This window comes from Citrobacter sp. wls706 (assembly GCF_005281305.1).
Lineage (GTDB): Bacteria > Pseudomonadota > Gammaproteobacteria > Enterobacterales > Enterobacteriaceae > Citrobacter > Citrobacter werkmanii.
Genome location: NZ_SZXG01000004.1, coordinates 74,712 through 95,043 on the forward strand (window position 1 = coordinate 74,712; position 20,332 = coordinate 95,043).

19 protein-coding genes and 1 riboswitch are annotated in these 20,332 nt (G+C 52.8%); of the genes, 9 read left to right on the forward strand and 10 right to left on the reverse strand.

Annotated elements, in window-relative coordinates:
- Window position 1: 1 nt before the first annotated feature.
- The 7 genes from ftsL to leuO form a co-directional block, all read right to left on the reverse strand.
- Window positions 2-367 carry a cell division protein FtsL gene (ftsL, locus tag FDW92_RS00495; RefSeq protein WP_006686695.1) on the reverse strand — a complete coding sequence of 122 codons (366 nt, stop codon included), beginning with the start codon at window positions 365-367 and terminating at the stop codon, window positions 2-4.
- Entirely contained in the window at window positions 364-1,305 is a 942-nt protein-coding gene (gene rsmH, locus FDW92_RS00500; protein WP_042312345.1) for a 16S rRNA (cytosine(1402)-N(4))-methyltransferase RsmH, read from the reverse strand. The genes ftsL and rsmH overlap by 4 nt, the downstream gene beginning before the upstream one ends.
- A 1-nt stretch (window position 1,306) precedes the next feature.
- Window positions 1,307-1,765 (reverse strand): division/cell wall cluster transcriptional repressor MraZ, encoded by a 459-nt coding sequence (gene mraZ / locus FDW92_RS00505; protein ID WP_038637194.1) that lies wholly within the window; start codon window positions 1,763-1,765, stop codon window positions 1,307-1,309.
- A gap of 613 nt (window positions 1,766-2,378) precedes the next feature.
- On the reverse strand, window positions 2,379-3,383 hold the full coding sequence (gene cra / locus FDW92_RS00510; RefSeq protein WP_032940373.1) for a catabolite repressor/activator: 1,005 nt from the start codon (window positions 3,381-3,383) through the stop codon (window positions 2,379-2,381).
- 266 nt (window positions 3,384-3,649) lie between these two features.
- Window positions 3,650-4,141: an acetolactate synthase small subunit gene (ilvN, locus tag FDW92_RS00515; protein ID WP_137400524.1), complete on the reverse strand. Its 492-nt coding sequence runs from the start codon at window positions 4,139-4,141 to the stop codon at window positions 3,650-3,652.
- A gap of 2 nt (window positions 4,142-4,143) precedes the next feature.
- Complete coding sequence (gene ilvI, locus FDW92_RS00520) at window positions 4,144-5,868, reverse strand: acetolactate synthase 3 large subunit (protein ID WP_072014802.1); 1,725 nt, start codon at window positions 5,866-5,868, stop codon at window positions 4,144-4,146.
- 318 nt (window positions 5,869-6,186) lie between these two features.
- A complete protein-coding gene (gene leuO, locus FDW92_RS00525; protein ID WP_042312350.1) occupies window positions 6,187-7,134 on the reverse strand; it encodes a transcriptional regulator LeuO in 948 nt (315 codons plus the stop codon).
- A gap of 654 nt (window positions 7,135-7,788) precedes the next feature.
- Here leuO and leuL point away from each other — a divergent pair.
- The 5 genes from leuL (at window position 7,789) to leuD (ending at window position 12,646) form a co-directional block, all read left to right on the forward strand.
- A complete protein-coding gene (gene leuL / locus FDW92_RS00530; protein ID WP_048998978.1) occupies window positions 7,789-7,875 on the forward strand; it encodes a leu operon leader peptide in 87 nt (28 codons plus the stop codon).
- A gap of 89 nt (window positions 7,876-7,964) precedes the next feature.
- Entirely contained in the window at window positions 7,965-9,536 is a 1,572-nt protein-coding gene (leuA, locus tag FDW92_RS00535) for a 2-isopropylmalate synthase (RefSeq protein WP_042312352.1), read from the forward strand.
- Window positions 9,536-10,627 carry a 3-isopropylmalate dehydrogenase gene (gene leuB / locus FDW92_RS00540; protein ID WP_042312354.1) on the forward strand — a complete coding sequence of 364 codons (1,092 nt, stop codon included), beginning with the start codon at window positions 9,536-9,538 and terminating at the stop codon, window positions 10,625-10,627. The genes leuA and leuB overlap by 1 nt, the downstream gene beginning before the upstream one ends.
- Window positions 10,628-10,629: 2 nt before the next feature.
- Window positions 10,630-12,030 (forward strand): 3-isopropylmalate dehydratase large subunit, encoded by a 1,401-nt coding sequence (gene leuC / locus FDW92_RS00545; protein WP_042312356.1) that lies wholly within the window; start codon window positions 10,630-10,632, stop codon window positions 12,028-12,030.
- A gap of 10 nt (window positions 12,031-12,040) precedes the next feature.
- Window positions 12,041-12,646: a 3-isopropylmalate dehydratase small subunit gene (leuD, locus tag FDW92_RS00550; RefSeq protein ID WP_042312359.1), complete on the forward strand. Its 606-nt coding sequence runs from the start codon at window positions 12,041-12,043 to the stop codon at window positions 12,644-12,646.
- Between the two features lie 40 nt (window positions 12,647-12,686).
- On the opposite strand, the gene FDW92_RS00555 is transcribed toward leuD, so the two are convergent.
- Window positions 12,687-13,865: a sugar efflux transporter gene (locus FDW92_RS00555; RefSeq protein WP_042312361.1), complete on the reverse strand. Its 1,179-nt coding sequence runs from the start codon at window positions 13,863-13,865 to the stop codon at window positions 12,687-12,689.
- Window positions 13,866-13,980: 115 nt separating this feature from the next.
- Window positions 13,981-14,103 carry a glucose uptake inhibitor SgrT gene (gene sgrT, locus FDW92_RS00560; RefSeq protein WP_016151681.1) on the reverse strand — a complete coding sequence of 41 codons (123 nt, stop codon included), beginning with the start codon at window positions 14,101-14,103 and terminating at the stop codon, window positions 13,981-13,983.
- Between the two features lie 99 nt (window positions 14,104-14,202).
- Here sgrT and sgrR point away from each other — a divergent pair, with 99 nt between their 5' ends.
- The 4 genes from sgrR (at window position 14,203) to thiQ (ending at window position 19,419) form a co-directional block, all read left to right on the forward strand.
- On the forward strand, window positions 14,203-15,858 hold the full coding sequence (gene sgrR, locus FDW92_RS00565; RefSeq protein WP_042312363.1) for an HTH-type transcriptional regulator SgrR: 1,656 nt from the start codon (window positions 14,203-14,205) through the stop codon (window positions 15,856-15,858).
- Between the two features lie 47 nt (window positions 15,859-15,905).
- A riboswitch (TPP riboswitch) is annotated at window positions 15,906-16,128 on the forward strand.
- A gap of 30 nt (window positions 16,129-16,158) precedes the next feature.
- The gene (gene thiB, locus FDW92_RS00570; RefSeq protein ID WP_042312365.1) at window positions 16,159-17,142 is read left to right on the forward strand and encodes a thiamine ABC transporter substrate binding subunit; all 984 of its coding nucleotides are present in this window, start codon (window positions 16,159-16,161) and stop codon (window positions 17,140-17,142) included.
- Entirely contained in the window at window positions 17,118-18,728 is a 1,611-nt protein-coding gene (thiP, locus tag FDW92_RS00575) for a thiamine/thiamine pyrophosphate ABC transporter permease ThiP (RefSeq protein ID WP_042312366.1), read from the forward strand. The genes thiB and thiP overlap by 25 nt, the downstream gene beginning before the upstream one ends.
- Window positions 18,712-19,419, forward strand: coding sequence for a thiamine ABC transporter ATP-binding protein ThiQ (gene thiQ / locus FDW92_RS00580; RefSeq protein WP_042312368.1), 708 nt, complete (start codon window positions 18,712-18,714; stop codon window positions 19,417-19,419). Before thiP ends, thiQ begins: the two co-directional genes overlap by 17 nt.
- A gap of 38 nt (window positions 19,420-19,457) precedes the next feature.
- On the opposite strand, the gene FDW92_RS00585 is transcribed toward thiQ, so the two are convergent.
- On the reverse strand, window positions 19,458-20,225 hold the full coding sequence (locus tag FDW92_RS00585; protein ID WP_038637157.1) for a DedA family protein: 768 nt from the start codon (window positions 20,223-20,225) through the stop codon (window positions 19,458-19,460).
- Between the last annotated feature and the right edge of the window lie 107 nt (window positions 20,226-20,332).

Below are 20,332 nucleotides of genomic sequence, written 5' to 3' on the forward strand. Positions count from 1 at the left end.
CTTATTTTTGTACTACGATATTTTCTTGTGAGGGATCAACATGCTGCATTTGCAGCTTTTCCGTTGCGATCCGTTCAACACGGCTATGGTCGCCGAGCGCGTTCTCCTCAAGGATCAAGTTGCGCCATTCGATATCCAGCGCATCTCGCTCCAGAACCAGTTGCTCACGCTGCGCGGTCAGTAACCGCGTATGGTGGGCTGTTGTCACGACGGTAACCGCCGTCAAAATAATGCAAATGAACAGGCAGAGTGGCAGCTTCCCATACCGCAAAAGATCGTCACCGATCACGCCAGGCAAGGCATGGCGCTCGTTGCTTCCTATCGATCCTTTAACTTTGCTGAGGGCTTCTGTCACTCTGCTGATCATGCGTTCGTCCTCTCTGCAATACGCAGAACTGAACTACGGGCACGAGGATTTTCAGCTACCTCTTCTTCACCCGGCATCATCTTGCCTAGTGCTCTTAACTCACGGCCGCCCAGCTTTTTGATCTGCGCTTCCGTCATCGGTATTCCAGCCGGAACCTGAGGACCACGGCTTTGTTCGCGCATAAAGCGTTTCACAATGCGGTCTTCAAGCGAATGGAAACTGATAATCGAAAGGCGACCACCTGGTGCCAGCACGCTGAGCGAGCTTTTTAGCGCCTGCTCTATCTCCTCCAGTTCACTGTTCACCCAGATGCGCACCGCCTGGAAGGTACGGGTCGCGGGATGTTTGAATTTGTCTTTCACCGGCATTGCCGCCGCAATCACTTCCGCCAGCTCTTTGGTGCGGGTCATCGGTTCGATGCGATTGCGCTCTACGATGGCGCGAGCAATGCGTTTACCAAAGCGCTCCTCGCCAAAGGTTTTAATCACCCAGGCAATGTCCGCTTCATCAGCGGTTTGCAGCCATTCGGCCGCGGACTGACCGCGTGTTGGATCCATACGCATATCCAACGGACCATCACGCATAAACGAAAAACCGCGCTCCGCGTCATCAAGCTGCGGTGAAGACACGCCAAGATCGAGGAGAATCCCGTCGATCTTACCGGTAAGCCCACGCTCGGCGACATAGTCAGCCAGCGCAGAGAAAGGTCCATGGACGATGGAGAAACGGGGATCGGTAATCGTCTGTGCAACGGCAATAGCCTGCGGATCGCGATCGATAGCCAGTAAACGTCCCTCTTCGCCAAGCTGGGAGAGGATCAGACGTGAATGACCACCGCGACCAAATGTCCCGTCTATGTAGATGCCGTCTGGACGAATATTCAGGCCGTTGACGGCCTCATCCAGCAACACCGTTGTATGTTTATAATTTTCCATCATTTTATAGAGACAAATCCTGCAATCGTTCCGACAGCGCGCCGGTAACAGACTGCTCAGCGTCGATATCTTCCTTGACCTGTTGATACCAGGTCGTTTCATCCCACAGCTCAAACTTATTGAACTGCCCAACCAGCATCACTTCTTTCGTTAGCCCCGCATGTTGCCGCAGAATGGGCGCTATCAATAATCGGCCAGCGCTATCCATCTGACATTCGCTGGCATGCCCCAACAACAGGCGCTGTACGCGACGCTCAACTGGATTCATGCTCGACAGACGCGATAACTTCTGCTCGATAATTTCCCATTCAGGCAGGGGGTACAGCAGCAGGCACGGGTGATGGATGTCAATGGTGCAAACCATTTGACCGGTAGCGCACTCGAGCAGTTGATCCCGATAACGGGTGGGCACCGATAAGCGCCCTTTACTGTCGAGATTAACTAACGTTGCTCCCCGGAACATGCCAGTCTCACCCCCGATTACCACTTTATCCCACAAAATCCCACTTAAAGGAGTTTACGGAGCGGAGGAAAACCTTGTCAAGCAAGTCACGGCGCTAAGCGGAGCAAAAAACACATTGTTTACGGCTAATATCAGCGTTGAACAAATTCCGTACAGCAAACGAAGCAAATTAACGTCATGAATATTTGTAAGAAAAAAATCCAACAACTCATGATTGTTTAAAACAACTGAATATCATCCAAAGAAAATATAAAGTGTCAGTTTGCGACGCGAGCGGCATTTTAGGACAATATGCAGCGAGATAACAGTACCAGTTAATCAGTCTGTATGCCGTGCAGGAGCGAGGTCAGCGTGAGGTTGTCGCCATAGGGCAGCAAAGTGTTTGTTAATTCGGCAAATCCCCACAAGCATGTAACAAAATAATACAACCGTAACGCATCTTTACGCTTCAATAACCCAAAAATGGCGAGTTGCATTTTTAATTCGGCATATTTCAAGAATCAATTTCAGATAATTCTAAAGAATATTCTTAATTATAATGAGGTTATTTCTGAGAATAGAATATTTGATGACGTCAGAGGCTTATGCCGTTGACGTCATCAAATGAGGCAACTTAGTTACGGCTCAGAATACCGCGACGGTACAGATTACGCCGTATACGCGTTAATCCTGGTTTGGGTTTACGCGGCTCATCCAGACTTGCCAGCACAATCTCCAGCACGCGTTCCGCTACATCACGATGGCGTTGAGCCACCGCAAGAACCGGACACTGCAGGAAGTCGAGCAGTTCGTGATCGCCAAAAGTCGCTATCGCCAAATCAGACGGCAACTGCCCATCGCGACGCAGGGTCACATCCATCACCCCCTGCAACAGAGCAAACGACGTGGTAAACAGCGCCTGAGGCATTGGATGCGTTTCCAGCCATTTATCAAACAGCTGCGCTGCCGCTTCGCGTTCATAGCTGTTGGCGTAGAGGAAATGCACCTCACGCGGATCATCTTTCCACGCGGTACGGAAGCCCTGCTCACGCAGGAAGCTGACAGATAATTCAGGGAGCGCGCCCAGATAAAGTACGGTTTCTGCAGGGAATTTACGTAACTCCTGCGCCAGCATTTCCGCATCATCCTGGTCCGCGCCCACGACGCTGGTGAAATGTTCGCGATCCAGCGCACGGTCCAGCGCCACAATCGGGAATGAACTGTTTGCCCAGCGCTGATAGAACGGATGTTCTGGCGGCAAGGAAGTCGACACAATGATGGCATCAACCTGGCGCTGTAAAAGATGCTCAATACAGCGCATTTCGTTATCTGGCTGATCTTCAGAGCAGGCAATCAACAGTTGATACCCGCGCTGACGCGCCTGGCGCTCCAGATAGTTTGCGATCCGGGTATAGCTTGTGTTTTCAAGATCCGGGATCACCAGCCCGATAGAACGTGTGCGTCCAGCACGCAGCCCGGCCGCCACGGCATTCGGGTGGTAATTATGCTCACGCACCACCGCCATGACTTTTTCAACCGTTTTGTCGCTTACGCGATATTGCTTTGCTTTGCCATTAATAACGTAGCTTGCAGTCGTTCGCGAAACGCCGGCCAACCGAGCGATTTCATCCAGTTTCACAATTGCCCCTTGCGTAAAATGTACAAACCATAACCTTTGTGATGGCATGGGTTAAGTTTCTTAACATCTAAGCGCAGAATAATGACTGCGGCAACCGCTTTTGTCTCTGGTTACTGCTGATTTCGCAAAAAAAAAAGCGCAACAGGAAGCATCAGCGAAAACGGGTACGTTACCTGTAGGCCGGATAAGGCGTTTACACCGCCATCCGGCATGACCTCCACGAGGATGCCTGATGACGCTGTGCTTGTCAGGCCTACAGTCGACTATTAGCGCATGATTTTATCGCCGCGAGAAAGCCCCACCACGCCGGAACGAGCTACCTCTACAATTTTGGCAACTTCCCGTAATGTTGCCAGGAACGCATCCAGCTTATCACTGGTGCCCGCCAACTGTACGGTGTAGATGGACGGCGTGACGTCGATGATTTGCCCGCGGAAAATCTCCGTGTTGCGTTTCACCTCTTCCCGACCATAGCCGCTGGCCTGAATTTTCACCAACATGATCTCGCGTTCAACATGGGCACCCTGCCCCAGTTCGCTCACGCGCAGAACATCCACCAGTTTGTGTAGCTGCTTTTCGATCTGCTCCAGGACTTTCTCATCCCCTACCGTCTGAATCGTCATCCGCGACAAGGTTGGATCGTCAGTGGGGGCGACGGTCAGGCTTTCAATATTGTATCCACGCTGGGCGAAAAGGCCTATCACACGCAACAAGGCACCCGACTCGTTTTCCAGCAATACCGATAATATCCGGCGCATAATCAGGTCCTCTCCGTTTTGCTTAACCACATTTCATCCATACCGCCCCCACGAATCTGCATCGGGTAGACATGCTCGCTGCCATCAACGGTGACATCGACAAACACCAGACGACGATTGCGCACATGCTCCAGCGCTTCACTCAGTTTGCTTTCCAGTTCTTCTGGATGGTTAATTTGGATACCAATATGCCCATAAGCCTCGGCAAGGCGCACAAAATCGGGCAGCGACTGCATATAAGATTGTGAGTGACGTCCGGAGTAGATCATGTCCTGCCACTGCTTGACCATGCCGAGATAACGGTTGTTCAGGTTGAGCACCAGTACCGGCAACTCATATTGCAGCGCCGTAGACAGTTCCTGGATGTTCATCTGAATACTGCCATCCCCGGTAACACACACTACCGTTTCATCCGGCAGCGCCATTTTCACGCCTAACGCCGCAGGTAATCCAAATCCCATGGTGCCGAGGCCGCCTGAGTTAATCCAACGGCGTGGTTTATCGAATGGGTAGTAGAGTGCGGCAAACATCTGATGCTGGCCAACGTCAGAGGTGACATACGCATCCCCTTTCGTCAGACGCCAGATGGTTTCAATCACCGCCTGTGGCTTAATGCTTTCACTTTGCGTGTCATATTTCAGGCACTGACGGGCGCGCCAGTGTTCAATCTGTTGCCACCAGTCACGGTTATCATCCAGCGGCTGCTGAGATTTCTCCTGATCCAGCAGTTCGAGCATCTGATCAAGTACCAGACGAGCATCGCCGACAATCGGAATATCCGCAGTGACGGTTTTCGAAATAGAGGTCGGATCGATGTCGATATGCAGCACGGTCGCATTTGGGCAATATTTTGCCAGGTTATTGGTCGTTCGATCATCAAAGCGCACGCCGACGGCGAAGATCACATCGGAATGATGCATGGTCATGTTTGCTTCGTAAGTTCCATGCATGCCCAGCATCCCAAGCGCCTGCCGATGTGTTGCCGGAAACGCGCCTAACCCCATCAGCGAGGAAACAACCGGCAGATTAAGTGCTTCAGCGATCTGGCCTAACTGCGCATGGCAGGCGGCATTAACGGCGCCACCACCCACGTACACAACCGGTTTTTTAGCCGCGACTAACGTCTGCAGAGCGCGTTTTATCTGCCCTTTATGTCCGGTCGTCGTCGGATTATACGAACGCATGCTCACCGACTCCGGCCAGCTATAAGGCAGTTTCTTAGCTGGATTCAGAATATCCTTCGGTAAGTCCACCACCACTGGCCCGGGACGACCGCTTGCCGCCAGCCAGAAGGCTTTTTTTAGCACCTGTGGGATGTCTTCCGTTTGTTTGACCAGGAAACTGTGCTTCACTACCGGGCGGGATATACCTACCATGTCGCACTCCTGGAAGGCATCGTAGCCAATCAGCGACGTTGCGACCTGTCCGGAGAGGATCACCAGCGGAATGGAATCCATGTAAGCCGTTGCGATTCCGGTAATCGCGTTGGTAGCGCCGGGTCCTGAAGTGACTAATACGACGCCCACCTTCCCCGTAGCGCGCGCAAGGCCATCAGCCATGTGTACCGCAGCCTGCTCATGGCGGACCAGCACATGATCAATACCACCGACTGTATGCAGCGCATCATAAATATCGAGGACGGCCCCCCCGGGATAACCGAATACCTGCTTTACACCCTGATCGATGAGCGATCGGACGACCATCTCGGCTCCAGACAACATCTCCATGGCTTGCCTCACTCTTATAATGAAAAACGGTTTAACAACACATTAACCGCTGACGATGACGCATGGCAATTGACTCCGCAGGGGTAGCCTCAGAGCAAATAAGAATAAAACGGAGGAAAGCGTCGATTTAATGGAGAATTAAACCAGGATAAGTAAATGATATGATAAATAATCGCTTAAAAAGGGGTACTTACAGCTATTACTCTATTTTTTTACACTTTTGGCTAAACCTGAAAAGTGGATTTCAGCATAAAATTTCATATACAAAGAAAAAAGCAGAACAAACAGGTTGCATTAACCGATTTGTTCTGCTGAATGCTATTGCTTACAGACGGAGACCAACAGCTCTTCCATCCATTGATGTCCTTTATCCCGGCCAGCAGCTTCATGCCAGGAAAGATAACATGTCCGACTATTCAATTTTAAAGGTAAAGGCAATATCTGAAGTTCTAACGAATCTGCGAACTCTTCTGCCAACCAACGTGGCGCAATCGAAACCAGATGCGTTTGCGATACAATATTAAGAACGCTAATTAATGCCATGCCCTGGTAAGCGACGCAAGATTGTTTATCCGGCGTGTCATACCACGGCTGACTGAAAGATGCGAAGCGGTCCAACGAAACCACCGCGTGCTGCTCATTATAAAGGTCGCTTTCCAATAATGGACCACTAATGCGCGGATGCTTTTTGCTCGCGACTAATACCATTTCATCATTGAATAACGGAATACTTGAGAATTCTGGACGGCGGAATTCTTCATAGCTAATAACAAACTCAGTTTCCTGGTAACGCAACTGATGCTCGGTATTTTGATTGAGTGAAGATTTAAATACGACATTAATGTTTGGCGCGACTTGTTCAACCCGATTATAAATCAATGATGTCAGGATATTATCTAATGGGCTGCATACGCAAAGATTGAATACACGTTCGCTGCTGGTTGGCTCAAAACCCGATCCAGGCAGCTCGTTTTGCACTAATTGCAATGCCTGACGAATGGAACCAAATAGCTGGAAAGCTCTTGCTGTCGGCTGGATCCCACGGCCGTAACGAACAAAAAGCTCATCATTAAACATGACCTTCAGGCGCGCTACCGCATTACTGACTGCTGGTTGCGACATTCCTAAGGTATGCGCTGCGCGGGTAATATTCTGTTCCTGCATCACCGCATCAAAAACAGTTAAAAGATTAAGGTCAACCATGCGAAGCTGCGGTTTTCCTGGCTCTAAAAGATTGGGTTTATCTATTATTTTTACTTCTGGCATAGTTAACTCCACTGTCACTCTAAACTCCCTTTTTCCAGACGGAGTGAAGAAATAACCTCCGTTAATATGATTTACCATGCATATAAAATGAGAAAAAGGAAAAACATTAAAATTAGGAAAACATAAAGGTACAAACCTAAATGAACAAAAGAGCAATGCGAGCGCAGTGTGGCAGAGGTCACTGCACGATGATTCATATGTTTAAATTTCAAAAACAATATAACCATAAGCACGGCGAATACACAATCATACATATTATGAATGTATATTTAAGTTTTAATTAAATGTTTATATTATTAATACATTAAAAGTTAACATTAATTTATCAATTATGAGCTTTTGCTCTCTTCCTATCTATTCAAAATTAGTATAAAAACAGGTAAATCATACAGATATAAAATCTCAAACAGGTCAACTACTTCAACCGATGGTTACAGTAAGTGCAAACAAATATGCTTAAATATGTCTAATCATGAAAAACATGTACAAGCATCAGCGGATTAATTTTATATACGGTAAAAAATTCAGCACAATTCGCTTAAGTTTTGCCTAAACTTTCCTCTGCTACAGGGGCATTTACAGAGGATGGGGTTGACATCGAAGTTCATATCCAGTACCACTAAAAGCATATCGCATTCGCCTGGAGCTTAATTGATGACTTACATTGCTCGTTTCAACGGTCTACTACTACTAAACGCATCTTCGTTGCGCGGTAGACTGGTGGACGACATTCAGCATTAAGTCAGCTCCAGTTAAGACAGAAACCCGCGCCGTTGCGCGGGTTTTTTTATGCTCGAAGCAAGGCGCCCTAAAGACCAAGGACCTAAACCATGAGCCAGCAAGTCATTATTTTCGATACCACCTTACGCGACGGAGAACAGGCGTTACAGGCAAGCCTGAGTGTGAAAGAAAAACTGCAGATTGCGCTGGCCCTCGAGCGTATGGGCGTTGACGTGATGGAAGTGGGTTTCCCGGTTTCTTCACCCGGTGACTTTGAGTCGGTTCAAACCATTGCTCGTCAGGTTAAGAACAGCCGCGTTTGCGCCTTAGCGCGCTGCGTTGAAAAAGATATCGATGTTGCCGCTGAATCCCTGAAGGTCGCTGAAGCTTTCCGCATTCATACGTTTATCGCCACCTCGCCGATGCATATCGCAACAAAATTACGCAGCACGCTGGATGAGGTTATCGAGCGAGCTATCTATATGGTTAAGCGAGCGCGTAATTATACGGATGACGTGGAATTCTCCTGCGAAGACGCGGGTCGTACTCCTATCGCAGACCTGGCTCGCGTGGTAGAAGCCGCCATTAATGCGGGTGCCAAAACCATCAATATCCCCGATACCGTCGGTTACACCATGCCTTTCGAATTTGGCGCAATCATTTCCGGTCTGTATGAACGCGTACCGAATATCGATAAAGCCATCATCTCCGTGCACACCCATGATGATTTAGGTCTGGGCGTCGGCAACGCGCTGGCGGCCGTTCATGCCGGTGCGCGTCAGGTGGAAGGCGCAATGAATGGTATCGGCGAACGTGCTGGTAACTGCTCACTGGAAGAAGTGATTATGGCGATCAAAGTGCGCAAAGATATCCTGAACGTACAGACCCGCATTAATCACCAGGAGATCTGGCGTACCAGCCAGTTAGTCAGCCAAATCTGTAACATGCCCATTCCGGCAAACAAAGCGATTGTCGGTAGCGGTGCCTTTGCGCACTCCTCCGGCATCCATCAGGACGGCGTACTGAAAAATCGTGAAAACTACGAAATCATGTCGCCTGAATCCATCGGCTTGAATCAGGTGCAGTTGAACCTGACCTCCCGTTCCGGACGCGCCGCGGTGAAACACCGTATGGACGAGATGGGCTATAAAGAAAATGAATACAATCTGGACAACCTGTATGACGCTTTCCTGAAACTGGCAGATAAAAAAGGTCAGGTATTCGATTACGACCTGGAAGCGCTGGCTTTTATTAACAAACAGCAGGAAGAACCAGAACACTTCCGTCTGGACTATTTCAGCGTGCAGTCTGGTTCTAATGATATTGCCACCGCCTCCGTCAAGTTGGCCTGTGGTGAAGACGTCAAAGCCGAAGCGGCGAACGGTAACGGCCCGGTCGATGCCATTTATCAGGCCATTAACCGCGTGACGGAATACAACATCGAACTGGTGAAATACAGCCTGACCGCCAAGGGGCACGGTAAAGATGCGCTGGGTCAGGTGGATATCGTCGCCAACTATAACGGTCGCCGCTTCCACGGCGTCGGTCTGGCAACAGATATCGTCGAGTCTTCCGCTAAAGCGATGGTGCATGTGCTGAACAATATCTGGCGCGCCGAGGAAGTCGAAAAAGAATTGCAACGCAAAGCTCAGAACAACGAGAACAACAAGGAAACCGTGTGATGTCGAAGAATTACCATATTGCTGTTTTGCCGGGTGATGGTATTGGCCCGGAAGTGATGGCGCAAGCCTTGAAAGTACTGGACGCAATTCGCCACCGTTTTAACCTGCGCATTACCACCAGCCACTACGATGTGGGTGGCGCCGCCATCGATAACCACGGTCATCCGCTGCCACCGGCAACAGTTGAAGGCTGTGAGCAAGCTGACGCCATTCTGTTTGGCTCCGTTGGCGGCCCGAAATGGGAAAACCTGCCGCCAAACCAGCAGCCTGAACGCGGTGCGCTGCTGCCATTGCGTAAGCATTTCAAATTATTCAGCAACCTGCGCCCGGCAAAGCTGTACCAGGGGCTGGAAGAGTTCTGCCCGCTGCGCGCCGACATCGCGGCTAACGGCTTCGATATCCTGTGCGTCCGCGAACTGACCGGCGGCATCTACTTCGGCCAGCCGAAGGGCCGCGAAGGCAGCGGCCAGCACGAGAAAGCGTTTGATACCGAGGTGTATCACCGTTTTGAAATCGAGCGTATCGCCCGCATCGCGTTTGAATCCGCACGTAAGCGTCGTCACAAAGTGACCTCGATTGATAAATCCAACGTGCTGCAATCGTCCATTCTGTGGCGTGAAATCGTCAGCGAAATCGGTAAAGAGTATGCGGACGTTGAGCTGGCGCATATGTACATCGACAACGCTACCATGCAGCTGATCAAAGATCCTTCCCAGTTCGACGTACTGCTGTGCTCCAACCTGTTTGGCGACATTCTGTCTGACGAGTGCGCCATGATCACCGGTTCAATGGGGATGTTGCCATCCGCCAGCCTGAACGAGCAGGGTTTTGGTCTGTACGAGCCTGCTGGCGGCTCCGCCCCGGATATCGCCGGGAAAAACATTGCTAACCCTATCGCCCAGATCCTGTCGCTGGCGCTGCTGCTGCGCTACAGCCTGGATGCCAACGATGCGGCAACCGCAATTGAGAGCGCCATTAACCGCGCATTAGAAGAAGGCATTCGCACTGGTGATTTGGCCCGTGGCGCTGCCGCAGTCGGTACCGATGAAATGGGCGACATCATTGCCCGTTACGTCGCAGAAGGGGTGTAATCATGGCCAAAACGTTATACGAAAAATTATTTGATGCGCACGTAGTCTTTGAGGCGCAAAACGAAACCCCGCTGCTGTATATCGACCGCCATCTGGTGCATGAAGTCACCTCTCCGCAGGCGTTTGATGGTCTGCGCGCACATGGCCGTCAGGTGCGCCAGCCGGGTAAAACCTTCGCCACCATGGACCACAACGTCTCCACGCAGACCAAAGACATTAACGCCTCCGGCGAAATGGCGCGTATTCAGATGCAGGAATTGATCAAAAACTGCAATGAATTTGGCGTCGAACTGTACGACCTGAACCACCCGTACCAGGGTATCGTGCATGTGATGGGGCCTGAACAAGGCGTAACGTTGCCGGGAATGACCATCGTCTGTGGTGACTCCCACACAGCCACCCACGGCGCGTTCGGCGCGCTGGCGTTCGGTATCGGCACGTCAGAAGTTGAACACGTGCTGGCAACGCAAACCCTGAAACAGGGCCGCGCCAAAACCATGAAGATTGAAGTCAACGGCAAAGCAGCGCCGGGCATCACAGCGAAAGATATCGTGCTGGCGATTATCGGTAAAACCGGCAGCGCGGGCGGTACCGGGCACGTGGTTGAATTTTGCGGCGAAGCCATCCGTGCGCTGAGCATGGAAGGCCGCATGACCCTGTGTAACATGGCCATTGAAATGGGGGCCAAAGCGGGTCTGGTCGCACCGGATGAAACCACGTTCAACTATGTGCAAGGTCGTTTACACGCACCGAAGGGCGAGGATTTTGCCCACGCGGTTGAGTACTGGAAAACGCTGCAAACCGACGACGGCGCAACGTTTGATACCGTCGTCACCCTGCAAGCAGAAGAGATCGCGCCGCAGGTGACCTGGGGAACGAATCCGGGTCAAGTGATCTCGGTGAACGATACTATTCCCGATCCGGCGTCATTTACTGATCCCGTTGAGCGCGCATCGGCAGAAAAAGCGCTGGCGTATATGGGGCTGAAACCGGGCATTCCGTTAACAGAAGTGGCTATCGATAAAGTGTTTATCGGTTCCTGCACCAACTCGCGCATTGAAGATTTACGCGCTGCGGCGGAAATCGCCAAAGGCCGCAAAGTCGCGCCGGGCGTACAGGCACTGGTGGTACCGGGTTCTGGTCCGGTGAAAGCGCAGGCGGAAGCGGAAGGTCTGGACAAGATCTTTATCGAAGCAGGATTTGAATGGCGCTTACCGGGCTGTTCCATGTGTCTGGCCATGAATAATGACCGCCTGAACCCAGGCGAGCGCTGCGCATCCACCAGCAACCGTAACTTTGAAGGTCGTCAGGGCCGCGGTGGTCGTACGCACTTAGTCAGTCCGGCCATGGCTGCCGCTGCCGCCGTCACCGGACATTTTGCCGATATTCGCAGCATCAAATAAGGAAACTACCATGGCAGAGAAATTTACCCAGCATACCGGCCTGGTTGTCCCACTGGATGCCGCCAACGTTGATACCGACGCAATTATTCCTAAACAGTTTTTGCAGAAGGTTACGCGCACCGGTTTTGGCGCTCATCTGTTTAACGACTGGCGTTTCCTGGACGAAAAGGGGCAACAGCCTAATCCAGAGTTTGTGCTGAACTTTCCGGAATATAAAGGCGCGTCGATTCTGCTGGCGCGGGAAAACTTTGGCTGCGGCTCTTCACGCGAACATGCGCCGTGGGCGCTGACCGATTACGGCTTTAAAGTGGTGATCGCGCCAAGCTTCGCCGACATCTTCTACGGCAACAGTTTCAACAACCAACTGCTGCCGGTGAAATTAAGCGACGAACAGGTCGATGAGCTGTTCAACCTGGTCAAAGCCAATCCGGGGATTACATTTGAAGTGGATCTGGTCGCGCAAGTAGTGAAAGCGGGCGATAAGTCCTACAGCTTTAAGATCGACGGCTTCCGTCGCCACTGCATGCTGAACGGTCTGGACAGCATCGGGCTGACGCTGCAGCACGAATCGGCCATCACCGAGTACGAAGACAAGCAGCCCGCGTTTATGCGCTAGTCATTGTTGTGCCGGATGCGCTGCGCATCCGGCAACATGATTAAACGTCCTTCACCCGCCCGGTCATCCACAGCGTGACCACCGAAATCGCCGCAATCACCCAGTAAACGGCAAAATGCCCGTAGCTTTGGGCAACCGCCCCCTGAATCACTCCCGCCAGAATCACGCCCGTTGAAATACTGTTGGTGAATAATGTGGTCGCAGAACCCGCGCGCCCCGGCATCAGATCCTGAAACCACAGCATTCCTATTCCGGCGATAATGCCGATAAACACCGCGTTAAACAGTTGCAGAACCAGCAGCGCCGTGCGGCTGTGAAAGAAGATCAAACCGAGATAAAACAGTACGCCCGCCGCTACGGCCGCAATCATCATGCGCCGCTTGCCAAAGCGTTTCACATAGTAGCCCGCCAGAATCATCGCCGGAATTTCCAGCCCGGCCGCGGTGCCCATCAGGATCCCGGCCAGCTTGTCCGGTAAACCCAGTTCAAGGCTGATCCACAGCGGCATATCGATGATGTACATGGTGTTGCAGGTCCACATCAGCGTGGAGGCAATAAACAGCATGCGTACATTTTTGTCCTGCCAACCGCCAGCCTGTTCCAGCGGCACATCGACAGGTTGTTCCACCCGCGCCACAGACGGCAGTATCAGCGCGATTAGCACGAGGCTAATAGCAAAAATGCCTGCGGCAATGGAAAACATCGCCGTGAAGCCGTAATTCAGCGCCAGCATAAAGGCCAGCGGCGGCCCAATCACCCAGGCCAGCGAAAGCTGCGCACGCATCACCGAGCTAAACATCACTACTTCACGCGCCGAGCTATCGGCATATTCCCGCGCCAGCGCAAACAGCTGCGGCATGGCGGTATTCGCCAGCGAAGCCAGCAGCACACCGCAGGTGATCAGAGTGAGATAGTGGCGATTAAAGGCAAACAGCAGCGCGTTGCCGATTGCCATCAAACAACAGAACATGATCAGTTTGCGCCGATCGCCCTGACTGTCGGATCGTTTCGCCAGACCAAGGCTGACTCCGATCCCGGCAATGGCGTTGACGGTGTAAAACAGCCCGACCCAAAATGGCTGCGCCCCGACTTCACGGCTCAGAAACAGGCTCAGCGTGGGAGCCTGCAACGCCCCGGCCACGCCCATCATAAAAGCGACCAGCATAAATGCCGCGTAAACGCCGTTGAGGCGCCGTCCCATGGTCATAATCCAGAGCATATCTTTCCTTTTAAGCGCAGCTGAAACGAAAAAAGCCAGCAGATAATACCTGCTGGCGCGGCGATTAACACCAATACTCAGTCACACATGATGTCTGCAACTCGCAATTCGGAGGTCAGGCTGTCACCTCCCACTGCATCAGTTCTTCAAGCATCTTTAAGCGCTGCGGTGCGCTCAGGCAAGCCAACCAGGACGATTTTTCCGTCGCAGTAAAGTACTTCAACCAGAACTGACGCATAGATGACCCCTTCGTTGTCTCATCGCTTCATCGGAATCTATTATTGGCTTAATATAGGGATAATAAAATTGCTGAGTTTTCCGCAGGAGTTCCCCTTTTATGTCTTCTGGTCGTTTGCAACAACAGTTCATCCGTCTGTGGCAATGCTGTGACGGCAAAACGCAAGACACGACGCTGAACGAACTGGCGGAGCTGCTGAGCTGCTCGCGCCGTCATATGCGCACCCTGCTTAATACCATGCAGGATCGCGGCTGGTTAACGTGGGAAGCCGAAGTTGGGCGGGGTAAACGCTCGCGCCTGACATTCCTCTATACCGGGCTGGCGCTCCAGCAGCAGCGAGCAGAAGACCTGCTGGAACAGGATCGTATCGATCAACTGGTACAACTGGTCGGTGATAAAACGGCCGTCAGACAAATGCTGGTTTCCCACCTGGGACGCAGTTTTCGCCAGGGGCGGCACATCATGCGCGTCCTCTATTATCGTCCTATGCGCAATCTGCTCCCCGGCACGGCGTTACGCCGCTCCGAAACCCATATTGCCCGGCAAATCTTCAGTTCCTTAATTCTGGTAAATGAGGAAAATGGGGAACTGGAAGCCGACATCGCCCATCATTGGCAACAGATTTCGCCTTTACACTGGCGATTCTTCCTGCGCCCGGGGATCCATTTCCACCATGGCCGCGAGCTGGAAATGGAGGATGTCATTACCTCGCTACAGCGTATCAACACGCTGCCGTTGTACTCGCACATTACGCAAATCGTCTCCCCCACCGCCTGGACGCTGGATATCCATCTTGCCCAACCGGACCGCTGGCTTCCCTGGCTACTGGGGCAAGTCCCCGCCATGATCCTGCCACGAGAATGGGAAACGCTAAGTAACTTCTCCAGCCATCCGATTGGCACCGGCCCATATGCCGTGATGCGCAATACTAATAACCAACTAAAAATTCGCGCATTTGATGATTACTTCGGCTACCGGGCGCTGATCGATGAAGTTAACGTTTGGGTATTACCTGACATCGGCGAAGAGCCGGGCGGCGGCTTGACGCTAAAAGGTCCCACGGAAGATGAAAAAGCGATCGAAAGCCGCCTCGAAGAAGGCTGCTATTACCTGTTGTTTGATGCGCGAACCCATCGTGGCGCGAACCAGGAGGTTCGCGAGTGGGCAAGCCGCGTTCTTTCACCGACAAATTTAATCTGTCACGCCGACGAACAGTACCAACGACTGTGGTTTCCCGCCTATGGGTTACTCCCCCGCTGGCACCACGCCAAACCCGGACATGGCGAAAAACCGGCCGGGCTGGAAACGCTAACGCTCACTTACTATCGCGATCACATCGAACACCGAATTATCGCGCAGATCATGAAAACGCTGCTGGCGGAACATCAGGTACAGTTAAATATTCAGGAGATCGACTACGATCAGTGGCATGCAGGTGAAATAGTCAGTGATATCTGGCTCAACAGCGCCAACTTTACCCTCCCGCTGGATTTCTCATTGTTCGCGCATCTCTGCGAAGTCCCATTACTGCAAAACTGTATCTCGCGTGACTGGGAAAACGATGCCGCCCGTTGGCGAACCGGTGAAATGAGCCTGGCGGCATGGTGCCAACAGTTGCTCGCCACAAAGGCCATTGTGCCGTTGATCCACCACTGGCTGATCATTCAGGGCCAGCGCAGTATGCGCGGGCTACGCATGAATACCCTCGGCTGGTTTGATTTTAAATCGGCATGGTTTGCGCCGCCGGATCCATAAGAGCCAGCTCTTAATTGCTGCCCGGCAACAAAATCACTACACTAACGCCGTTCTCAACGGGGTGCTAAATAAAAAACATACACAAAATCATTCATGATGCCTCAAGGCGGCAAGCGAGTGAATCCCCAGGAGCATAGATAACTATGTGACTGGGGTAAGCGAGCGCAGCCAACACAGAGGCAGCGTGAATGATGAAGTGTATGGGCTGAGAGATACCCGTCGAACCTGATCCGGATAATGCCGGCGAAGGGATTTGAGGCTTATCTCAAGTCCTTTGCCACCCAACTCTTGAGGTGCAAAGTGTTTAAAAAATGTCTTCCGCTTTTACTGCTGTGCGCAGCGCCTGCCTTCGCCAAACCGGTACTGACCGTCTATACCTACGATTCGTTCGCCGCGGACTGGGGCCCTGGCCCGACAATCAAAAAAGCCTTTGAAGCTGACTGCAACTGCGAACTGAAGCTGGTCGCGCTGGAAGATGGCGTCTCGCTGCTTAACCGCCTGCGCATGGAAGGAAAAAACAGCAAAGCCGACGTCGTACTGGGACTGGATAACAACCTGCTGGACGCCGCCACGCAAACCAAACTGTTCGCCAAAAGCGGTGTACCAGGTGACGCCATTAACGTGCCCGGCGGCTGGAAAAACGATACCTTCGTTCCGTTTGACTACGGCTATTTCGCCTTCGTTTACGATAAGAACAAGCTGAAGAATCCGCCCAAAAGTCTGAAAGAACTGGTCGAAAGCGATCAGAAATGGCGCGTCATTTATCAGGATCCACGCACCAGCACGCCAGGGCTGGGCCTGCTGTTATGGATGCAGAAAGTTTATGGCGACAAAGCGCCGGAGGCGTGGCAGAAACTGGCGGCCAAAACCGTCACCGTCACCAAGGGCTGGAGCGAAGCCTACGGCCTGTTCCTGAAAGGTGAAAGCGATCTGGTACTGAGCTACACCACCTCTCCGGCTTATCACATCATTGACGAGAAAAAAGATAACTACGCCGCCGCCAACTTTAGTGAAGGTCACTATTTGCAGGTGGAAGTTGCCGCCCGCACCGCGGCCAGCAAGCAGCCGGAACTGGCTGAGAAATTCCTGAAATTTATGGTGTCACCGGCATTCCAGAATGCCATTCCGACCGGCAACTGGATGTATCCGGTGACGCAGGTTGCTCTTCCGCCAGGATTTGAGCAACTGAATAAACCGGCCACCGCGCTGGAATTTACCCCGCAGCAGGTTGCGGCCCAGCGTCAGACATGGATCAGCGAATGGCAACGCGCCGTCAGCCGTTAATTCCCGGCTGGCTGGTTCCCGGGCTTTCTGCCGCCACGCTGATGGTCGCAGTTGCCCTGGCCGCGTTCCTGGCGCTATGGTTTAACGCCCCACAAGGTGACTGGCTCTCGCTGTGGCGAGACGACTACCTGTGGCACGTGGTGCGTTTTTCTTTCTGGCAGGCTTTTTTATCCGCAGTGTTGTCGGTTGTCCCGGCAATTTTCCTTGCCAGAGCACTTTATCGCCGCCGTTTCCCTGGACGTCTGGCGCTGCTACGCCTGTGCGCGATGACGCTAATCCTGCCGGTGTTGGTCGCGGTCTTTGGCATCCTGAGCGTGTATGGCCGTCAGGGTTGGTTAGCCTCGCTCTGGCAGACATTCGGGCTGGAGTGGACGTTTTCGCCGTACGGTTTGCAGGGCATCCTGCTGGCGCACGTTTTTTTCAATCTGCCGATGGCCAGCCGTCTGCTGTTGCAGTCGCTGGAAAATATTCCCGGCGAACAGCGACAGTTAGCCGCTCAGTTGGGTATCCGCGGCTGGCATTTCTTCCGCTTTGTCGAATGGCCATGGTTACGCCGTCAAATCCTTCCCGTCGCGGCGCTCATCTTTATGCTGTGCTTCGCCAGCTTTGCCACCGTTTTGTCGCTGGGTGGCGGGCCGCAGGCCACTACCATTGAGTTGGCTATCTATCAGGCGCTGAACTTTGATTACGATCCCGCCCGTGCCGCGATGCTGGCGTTGATCCAGATGCTGTGTTGTTTAGCGCTGGTGCTCCTCAGCCAACGCCTGAGCCGCGCCATTGCGCCGGGCACCACGCTGGTTCAGGGCTGGCGCGATCCCGACGATCGTTTGCACAGCCGTCTGGCCGACTCGCTGCTGATTATTCTGGCCCTGCTGCTGTTGCTGCCGCCGCTGCTGGCAGTGCTTGTCGATGGTCTTAACAGCCAGGTACTGGAAGTGCTTATGCAGCCGGTTCTGTGGCAGGCATTGGGAACCTCACTGCGCATCGCGCTGGCGGCAGGGGCATTGTGCGTGATACTCACCATGATGCTGTTATGGAGCAGTCGCGAACTGCGCGCCCGACAGCAGATTCTGGCAGGCCAGATGCTGGAGCTTAGCGGCATGATGATCCTCGCCATGCCGGGCATCGTGTTAGCTACCGGCTTCTTTCTGCTGCTCAATAACACCGTTGGACTCCCCGAATCTGCCGACGGCATTGTGATTTTCACCAACGCGCTGATGGCGATCCCTTACGCGCTGAAGGTACTGGAAAACCCAATGCGTGACGTGACCGCACGCTACAGTATGCTGTGCCAGTCGTTGGGAATTGAGGGATGGTCGCGCCTGAAAGTGGTTGAACTGCGGGCACTAAAACGTCCGCTGGCGCAGGCGATGGCGTTTGCCTGTGTATTGTCGATTGGCGACTTTGGCGTGGTGGCGTTATTTGGCAATGAGGATTTCCGCACCCTGCCGTTTTATTTATATCAGCAGATTGGATCTTATCGCAGTCAGGATGGCGCGGTTACGGCGCTCTTGCTGCTGATCCTGTGTTTTACGCTGTTTACCGTTATTGAGAAATTGCCGGGTCGAAATGTTAAAACTGATTGATATCACATGGCTTTACCACCATTTGCCCATGCGCTTTACGCTGTCAGTCTCGCGCGGTGAGCAGGTAGCAATACTCGGGCCCAGCGGTGCCGGGAAAAGTACGTTGCTGAATCTGATTGCCGGCTTTCTCACGCCTGCCAGCGGCACAATGATGATTGAAGGTGAAGATCACACCGCAACGCCTCCTTCGCGTCGTCCCGTCTCCATGCTGTTTCAGGAAAACAATCTGTTCAGCCATCTGAGCGTGTGGCAAAACATCGGCCTGGGTCTTGATCCGGGTTTAAAACTGAACGCGCTTCAGCGGGAGAAAATGCACAACATCGCCCGGCAAATGGGGCTCGATTCATTGCTGGAGCGACTCCCCGGTGAGCTTTCCGGCGGGCAGCGACAACGCGTGGCGCTGGCGCGTTGTCTGGTGCGGGAGCAACCCATATTGCTGCTCGATGAACCGTTCTCTGCGCTCGATCCCGCCCTGCGTCAGGAGATGTTAACCCTGGTCGCCGAGGTCTGCCGTGATAAGCAGCTTACGCTGCTGATGGTTTCCCACAGCGTAGAAGATGCGGCGCGAATTGCGCCCCGGTCAATCGTCGTCGCCGACGGACGCATTGCATGGCAAGGCAAAACAGACGAGCTACTAAGCGGTCAAGCCAGTGCCTCAGCGCTGTTAGGCATCAACCCTCATATTTCGTAGGCCGGATAAGGCGAAGCCGCCATCCGGCAAAGGAATCGCTAGTAACCCACAACTTTGCGCAGAATATCGATATACACCGGCATCAGCGGGTGACGCAACAGCGCCACCAGCGCGACCACGCCGATCCCGAGCGTTAACGGTGCCAGATACAGCAAACGACTGCGGGGGAAATACGCGGTTAAACGATCGACTGCCGCTTTGCCGCTACGCCACAGCCGCCAGCATAGCCAGCCCCCGACCCACAGCAGCAACGCCGTCGCCAGCAGCAGCCATTTGAAGTCTCCGCTCTGCATATCGGAAGGAATATCGATTGCCGCTCCCGCCAAAATACCCGGCAGGAAATAGAACGGCGGCCACAGCACGCAGCCTATAATATTCGGCACAATAAATTTTGCGACAGGCAGATCCAGCATGCCCGCCACCATCGGCACCAGCGGACGCGTTGGGCCGACAAAACGGCCCACCAGAATGGTAAACATGCTGTGCTGATGCAGCGCATGCTCGGTTTTATCCAGCAGCGCCTTGTTCTTTTTCATGAACGACCAACGGTGCAGCGGCTTTTTAAAGCGCCAGCCCAACCAAAAGGAGATCCAATCCCCCAACAGGCAACCGACGATGCCCGCAAGCCAGGCATGCCAGAAATTCAGTTCGCCACTGCCAATCAGCGCCCCCAGCCCCGCCATCATCACGGTGCCGGGCAGAATCAGACCAACCAGCGCCAGCGACTCCAAAAAAGCCACCAAAAGTACGGCGATCAGAGAGTACAGGGCGGACTGGAGAATAAAGTGTTCCAGCAATGCTTGCATAATGTGTCCGTCAGATTTACGAAGCAGGGATTTTGATAACCCTTCTCAACTTCGTCAAGCCATCAATTGTCTGAATAGATTGCCAGTTATGACAACTTTCAGGACAC